Genomic DNA, 6,949 nt, shown 5'->3' with positions numbered 1-6,949 from the left:
TCCTTGCCGCGCCCGATGAGCGCGGGATCGCCCCCGCCGCTGGCGTGCGTCGTCGGCAGGGCGGCGAAATGCCTGGCCAGGTCCGGCCAGAACTGCGGCCCCGCCTCAATGGCGGGTAGGCTCATCATCCCGCTTGCCCGGCTTCCTTCGGCGTAGGCACGCAGGCTTTCAAGGAGATAGGCTTCGCTCTGCCCGGCGAGAACGGGTATCGCGGGACCGCGACCCCGTCCGTTCCCACCGTGGCAGCGGACGCAATCCGCGAGCGCCTGCGGCAGGGGCCCGGCATCGCCTTCGGGAGACGCTAGCGTTTCTCCAAAGGCGAGGTCACGATAGGTGGCTTCGTCCATCGACGGCAGCTCGCGCAGGAAGGCGACCATCGCCCAGACCTCGTCGTCGCGTTCCTGCGTCGGCCAGGCAGGCATGCCGGTGAAGCGCACGCCGTGCTTGACGATGCGGAAAAGCTGCGCGTCGGTCCATTCGCCGACGGACCCGGCAAGGTCGGGCGGCTGCGGCAGCATCCTCGTGACGACAGGAGATCGCGGCTCGCCTGGCGCTCCGTGACAGATGGCGCAGCCGCGCGCGAAATGTCCGGCGGCCGGCTGGATCGCATGGCGCGGCAGAGTTTCCGGAACGTCGACCGCCAGCGCATAGGTGCGCACAGCCGATCGCATGGCGAAATGGAGAAACCATTCCGTGATCTTCCAGTGGCCGCTTGAGGCACCGACATTGAAAAAGCCGATCCAGGCCGCCAGCACCACGACGAAGGGCAGAATGGCCAGCGCTATGGCGAGCTTTTTCCAGCTGATATGCATCAGCCTGTCTCCCGCGACGGAGTGGCGAGCATGCGCGCGAAAAGCGTCAAGCCGCCGGCCAGATAGACCGCAGCACCAACCAGAAGCATGATCACGCCGCCAAGCTCCTGATCCTGCTGCGCGGAAAGCGCGATGCCGAAGCAGCTTACCTCGCCTGTCCCATAAAGCGGCCTTGGGGTCAGCGCCAGCAGCGCGCCGAGCAAGGTCATGTGGATGGATGTGAGAAGCAGGGCGAAGGCTCCGGCGGCATTGCCTGTGGTGTCCGAGCCGCGGCGCGGCAGGCAGGCCAACCACAAGAACAGCCCGGCGGCGAGGAACGTGGCCTGCTCGATGGCGGTGGCCAACAGCGAGCTTTGAGCCAGCCCCCGCATGGCCGGCGCGTGCCAGGACCAGACAATGACAAGCTCGACGAGCGAGGCGAGGAGGGGTAGGGCGAACGTCCGGTTTGCATCTGGTGTGGGACCGAGCGGGATCCCAATCGCCATCAGCGGCGCGGCGATCGCTACCACTCCCATATGCGCCAGCATGTGCGCCGAAAACGAATCCCGCCAGGCGTCGAGCAGCGGCCCGAGCCAGACCAGGGCGAGGACGAAGAGGCCGAGGATGAGGCAAGCGCGTCTCACCGGATACACTCCGTCAGGAACAATGCGGGCATCGCGGTGAAGATCACGGCGATGAAGCTGAGACCCGAGAGCAGCAGCGTCGCAAAGCCCTGGAACAGGGTCCGGTCCCGTCTCGTCGGATCGTCATGGGGCGGATCATCGGTGCCGAAGCCCCATTGCCGCCAGGCGAGCCATGCGGACAGCGCGATCAGTGAGAGGGCGATCACAGTGGCGGCGGCGATACCCGCGCGCACAGCGCTGAAACTCAGCCCGACAAGCTCGGGTTTGGCGCAATAGATCGCCGCGCCCAGGTAGCAGACAAGGAAATGCGCAGCCCAGACCACGGGCGCGGTAAACAGCGTCCAGAGTGTCTCGATCTGTTTCGGGATGAGCCGCATCGCCGCCTCACATCGCTGCCGGAAAGAGGCCGATGATGGTGAAGGTGATGACGGCGGTGACCAGCAGGAAATGCCAGTAGAGCACCACGTTGCCTAGATCCATGTCATGCTTCGGCGTCAGCCGGCCCGCCAGCGAGCGTGCCAGGCAATAGGCCTGCATGACCGTGCCGACCGCTGCATGGGCGAGCACCCAGAGCACGAGGATCCACACGATTGCGGGATAGACGTGGCGCGTCGGCTCCATGCCGGGAGACCAGGGCCCGGCCAAGCCTGCGGCGGACGCGCCGACGGTCGTTAGTAAGGACAGCACCAGCGAGCCGCGCATAGCGGCCGTGGCGCCGCGCCTGTTGAACGTGCGTGCCGCCACCATCAGGCCCCACGCTGCAGCAAACAGGATGGCAGCCACCAGCGACCAGACCGCATCAGGCCCGGCAATCCCCGCGGTGAAGTCGGCATGGATCGTCCAGTAGAAGAAATAACCGAAGACAAGGCTGGCAAAAGCCGTGCCGTCGCCCACCATGGTGATGAACATCGCCCACCAGCCGACCGAATCGGGACCGGAGGCATAAAGCGGCAGGCTGAGGCCGAGGCCGACATCTTTCTCCGGCTTCTCGGGGATTTCGCCGGTGCCCGTCCAGAGCCAATAGAGGACGGCGCAAAAGCAGATAATTGCAGCCAGCGCCGTCGCGATCCACCAGTGGAAGGTAAGCGCGATGAAGGCGGCCCCGAGCGAGAGGGCCGAGACGATGGTGACATAGGAAGTGCCGCCGACGCGCAGCACCTGGATGGGTTCGGCGTCGAGCACGGAGGTGACCAGTCCCTCGCGCCATCCCTCTTCCGCGTCGGGCAGGTAATAGCGGCCTTCATTGACCTTGCGGGCAAGGTCCTTTTGGTCCCACAGGGGATAGCGGCTGCGCACGAGGGGTATCGAGCGGACGCCCCAGTTCTCCTCCGGCTCGGAAATCCATTCCAGCGTGCCGGCGTTCCACGGGTTGAGTTCGCCGCGCGGCTGCCGGTGCTTCGGCCTGAGCACGTCGAAGACAACCACCAGCACGCCCGCTGCGAAGACGAAGGCTCCGGCCGTCGAGATGAGGTTCAGCCAGTCCCAGCCGATTTCAGCCGGATAAGTGAAGACGCGCCGGGGCATGCCGCGCAAGCCGCTCAGATGCATGGGGAAGAAGGCGATGTTGAAGCCGCAGAACATCAGCCAGAAGGCGAGCCGACCCAGACGGTCGGAAAGCTGCTTCGCGTCGATCAGCGGGTAATAGTAATAGAGTCCGGCCACGACCGGAAAAAGCATGCCGCCGATCAGCACATAATGCAGGTGCGCGACGACAAAATACGTGTCGTGCGCCTGCCAGTCGAAGGGTGCTAGCGCCACCATGACCCCCGTCAGCCCGCCGATGACGAAGATGGCCAATCCTCCGGCACCGAACAGCATCGGCGTCGAGAAGATCACCCGGCCGGCAAGCATGGTGGCGATGAAGACGAAGATCTGCACGCCGGTCGGGATCGCCACCGCCTCGGAGGCCGCCGAGAAGAAGGCCAGCGAGATCTGCGGCAGGCCTGTCGCAAACATGTGATGCACCCACAGGCCGAAGGAGAGGAACCCAGTTCCCACTGCCGCAAGCACGATCCAGGAATAACCGACGATCGGACGCTGGGAAAAAGTCGGCACGATCATCGCCATCAGCGCGATGGCCGGCAGGAAGATGATGTAGACCTCCGGATGGCCGAAGATCCAGAACAGATGCTGCCAGAGCAGCGGGTCGCCGCCGCGTGCCGCGTCGAAGAACGGCCAATCGAACATCCGTTCCATCTCGAACAGGAGGTCGCCGGCGATCAGCGGCGGAAAGGCGAACAGGATCATTCCCGCCACGATCAGCAGGTACCAGGCGAAGAGCGGCATCAGGTTGATGCGCATGCCCGGCGCACGGCATTTCATGATGCCGACGATGAGCTCGACGGCGGCCGCGATCGAGGCGACTTCGATGAACGAAAGGCCTAGCAGCCAAATGTCGGCGCCGATGCCGGAGAACTCCTTGTCGGTGGCGAGCGGCGGATACATGAACCAGCCTGCCGAGGGCGCCGCATTGAAGAAGATCGAGCCACAGACGAAGATACCGCCAAGGAAAAAGCTCCAAAAACTGAAGGCACCGAGGCGCGGGAACGGCATCTCGCGCGCGCCCAGCATCGGCGGCAGGAGGAAGATCGCGACCGCCTCGAAGATCGGCACCGCGAACAGGAACATCATCACCGTGCCGTGCAGGGTGAAGGCCTGGTTGAAGAAGTCGGCCGACAGGAAGTCGTTGTCGGGCACGGCGAGCTGCAGGCGCATGAGCAGCGCGAGCGCGCCGGCGAACAGCATGAAGGCGAAGGCGGCCGAGCCGTACCAGAGGCCGATCTGGAAATTGTTCACCGAGGTCCAGTAGCGCCAGCCGGTCGGATTGGCCCACACGGTGCGCAGCCGCTCTTCCTGCGCCTTGTATTCTTCCCGCGAACGCTCCTTGACCGCAGCGCTCATTGCAGGCCTCTCAGCCAGGCGGCTATGGCGCGAACGTCGTCCGGTGGCAACATGTCGAAAGCCGGCATGCTGGAGCCGGGCTTGATCAGTTCGGGCCGGGCGATGAAGCGGGCGACGGCGTCTTCGGTGTTGGGCAGGATGCCAGCTCCGACGGTGACGCGGGATCCGAGATGCGAAAGATCCGGGCCGATCGTGCCGCGCGCATCTGTGCCCGCGACGAAATGGCAGGACCCGCAGCCATGACGCAGGAACAGCGCGCTGCCGCTCGCGCCTGCGCTTGGCGCAGGAATCGCCTGGGCGGCCAGCCAGGACCGGAATGCTTCGGGCTCCATCGCCACGGCCGAGAACGCCATCAGCGCGTGAGACGTGCCGCAATATTCGGCACAGGGTCCCCGGAAAACACCGGGTTTCGTGGCCTTGAGTGAAAGCCTGTTGATGCGGCCGGGGATCATGTCCATCTTGCCGCCGAGCGGTGGAATCCAGAAGGAATGGATCACATCGGCACTTTTCAGGGTCAATTCGACCCGCTCGCCGACCGGCAGCCTGATCTCGTTGGCGGAAGCGACCGGTGGCCCCTGAGATGGGTGATAGACAACTTCCCACCAGAACTGCCTGCCGGTGACCTCGATCCGCAGGGCGGCGGAGCTCGCCTGGGCGAAGGGCCGGAGGCCAGGCATCAGCCACAGTGCATAGGCGAGCAGGGCACAAAGCGTGACCGACGGGAAGACCACGCCGCCCCAAAGGATGATCCTGCTGGCGGACTTTTCGGCCAGCCTGCGGCGATTGAACAGGGCTGAATGAAGAAGCAGGCCGACCGCGCCCAGCCAGATGAGCGCGCCGCCGCTTAGCATTACCCAGAACAGCACGGCTATCTGCTGCGCTTCCTCTCCCGCGGGCTCAAGTACCGACCGAGCGCCGGCATAGCCGCTCGCGAGCAAAAAAGACGCAGCGGACAGGCTGAAATATTGACCCATTTCCAACCCCTCCGCGGTAAACCGGCGAGATGGGCGGAAGGTTCCGGGCAATTGAGCTTTCGAACTAAAGCTGCATTCGCCGCGGCTCTTGGGCAATTTTTCAACGACTGACGAAACAATTGCGCTCGATCCCCGTTTGCCCGTCATGGTGGGTATTGGGATTGCCCATGCTTAAGGAGGCGACGATGAGCGCAACCGGCCTGGAAGTTTTTGACAAAACCCTGCAAACAACACACATCTGGCTGGACGAGATCATGGCCGACCACGGGCCCGATAGGCGCGTTGCCTGGCATATGCTGGGCGCCGTTTTGCGCACTTTGCGAGACTGGCTGCAGATCGAACTGGCTGCCAATTTGGGAGCGGAGCTGCCGCTTCTCATACGCGGCGCCTACTATGATCGGTATCGGCCGCATAATCTGCCGACCAACAGCCGTTCATTGGAGGAATTCCTGCAGCGCGTGGCCGAGGAGATGAAATCCACTCGACCCGTGAATCCCGAGGATGCGACGAGATCTGTGTTCAAAGTTCTCGCTCGGCATGTCGACCTCGGCCAGTCGGCGAAAGTGCGAGACGCTTTGCCGAAACACATCCAGGCGCTTTGGCCCGAAAGCGTCGGAGTGTAGTGGCAGCAAAGACAAAGGTCGGGCTGCCGATGTGATCTTCAACTGGCTCCGCCCCAGCCGGTCAGTCCTTTTGCTCGCGATACAAGCGCTCGGTCGCCCGATCGCTTTCTCTGCGTTCTGCCGGACCGCGATCGCGCTGCGTGAGGAGTGCGTAGGCGATCAGGATCGCCAGCAATAGCGGGCCGCCGGCAACGACGATCAACCACATGCTGTTCTCGAACATGGAACATCTCCTTTCCCTCATTGTCGAGAAGGTGGAACCGTTCCTCCCTTCTGGTGCAGGGGCGGACAGCACGGTGTAGATATCTTCAACCGAATGACCTGTGCCGCCAATTCAACCGTTGCGTTCGTATGTCCCCACCAATTCTGCTTCCTCCAGGACATGTTTTTTGGCTTCTTGCCAGATGCGCTCCACGCCCGCGGACCCCGGAATCGCGAGGCTCGGCGTGTCGAGCGCGGCAAGTCGGAAATGGTAATGATGGATGCCGTGCCCGATCGGCGGTTCAGGACCGTCATAGTAAGCGTTGCCAAAGTCGTTTGTGGCTTGCCTGAGCGCTGCAGGACCAGGCTTGCCACTCTCAGCGTCGGGCAGTTCGCCGACGTCAGGCGGGATGTTGAACACTGCCCAGTGACCGAAGGTTCCGTTCGGCGCATCGGGATCCTGCACGACGAGAACGAGGCTCTTCGCCTTATCCGGCACGCCCGACCATTTCAGCGGCGGGGACACGTTCTTTCCATCACGGGTATATCTTTCCGGAATTTTTCCACCCTCGGCAAAGGCGGAACTGCTGAGCGTAAGCGGCATGGTTCATTCCTCCAAAAAACGGCTTGTTCGTGGCGGGCTTGTGCTCGGCAAGCGCACTGATGGAGGAATGGACGTCCCTCGGAAACGTTCCATTGTGCGAACCATTGGCTGGCTGGTTTTCAGGCTTTGACGATATCTGTCTGGACCCCTAACATCTGGTCTCAGACTCACTACGTGTTGAGAGGGAACCACAAAGGCTTTCCGACAGTTG

The 6,949-nt window shown here is 63.3% G+C and carries 8 protein-coding genes; 1 reads left to right on the top strand and 7 read right to left on the bottom strand.

Annotated elements, in window-relative coordinates:
- From EOB36_RS23545 to coxB, 5 genes are all read right to left on the bottom strand, one after another.
- A partial coding sequence (locus EOB36_RS23545) for a c-type cytochrome (RefSeq protein WP_245467871.1) occupies positions 1 to 812 on the bottom strand: 812 nt, incomplete at its 3' end.
- Entirely contained in the window at positions 812 to 1,435 is a 624-nt protein-coding gene (locus EOB36_RS23540; RefSeq protein ID WP_164897594.1) for a cytochrome c oxidase assembly protein, read from the bottom strand. The genes EOB36_RS23545 and EOB36_RS23540, both read right to left, overlap by 1 nt.
- A complete protein-coding gene (locus EOB36_RS23535; protein WP_095489087.1) occupies positions 1,432 to 1,812 on the bottom strand; it encodes a hypothetical protein in 381 nt (126 codons plus the stop codon). The genes EOB36_RS23540 and EOB36_RS23535 overlap by 4 nt, the downstream gene beginning before the upstream one ends.
- Before the next feature lie 7 nt (positions 1,813 to 1,819).
- Positions 1,820 to 4,336, bottom strand: coding sequence for a cytochrome c oxidase subunit I (gene ctaD / locus EOB36_RS23530; protein ID WP_126105489.1), 2,517 nt, complete (start codon positions 4,334 to 4,336; stop codon positions 1,820 to 1,822).
- Positions 4,333 to 5,310 (bottom strand): cytochrome c oxidase subunit II, encoded by a 978-nt coding sequence (gene coxB / locus EOB36_RS23525; RefSeq protein ID WP_128285824.1) that lies wholly within the window; start codon positions 5,308 to 5,310, stop codon positions 4,333 to 4,335. The genes ctaD and coxB overlap by 4 nt, the downstream gene beginning before the upstream one ends.
- Before the next feature lie 185 nt (positions 5,311 to 5,495).
- Here coxB and EOB36_RS23520 point away from each other — a divergent pair, with 185 nt between their 5' ends.
- Entirely contained in the window at positions 5,496 to 5,933 is a 438-nt protein-coding gene (locus EOB36_RS23520) for a DUF2267 domain-containing protein (RefSeq protein ID WP_095489250.1), read from the top strand.
- Between the two features lie 61 nt (positions 5,934 to 5,994).
- Here the strand turns inward: EOB36_RS23520 and EOB36_RS34455 are convergent, their stop codons facing one another.
- Both EOB36_RS34455 and EOB36_RS23515 read right to left on the bottom strand, forming a co-directional pair.
- Positions 5,995 to 6,156, bottom strand: a complete 162-nt coding sequence (locus EOB36_RS34455; protein ID WP_095489090.1) for a hypothetical protein — start codon at positions 6,154 to 6,156, stop codon at positions 5,995 to 5,997.
- Positions 6,157 to 6,267: 111 nt separating this feature from the next.
- Positions 6,268 to 6,738: a YbhB/YbcL family Raf kinase inhibitor-like protein gene (locus EOB36_RS23515; protein WP_126105491.1), complete on the bottom strand. Its 471-nt coding sequence runs from the start codon at positions 6,736 to 6,738 to the stop codon at positions 6,268 to 6,270.
- Between the last annotated feature and the right edge of the window lie 211 nt (positions 6,739 to 6,949).

The sequence above is a fragment of the Mesorhizobium sp. M6A.T.Cr.TU.017.01.1.1 genome, assembly GCF_004023115.1.
GTDB classification, from domain to species: domain Bacteria; phylum Pseudomonadota; class Alphaproteobacteria; order Rhizobiales; family Rhizobiaceae; genus Mesorhizobium; species Mesorhizobium mediterraneum.
This window is presented reverse-complemented; position numbering and strand designations above follow the sequence as displayed.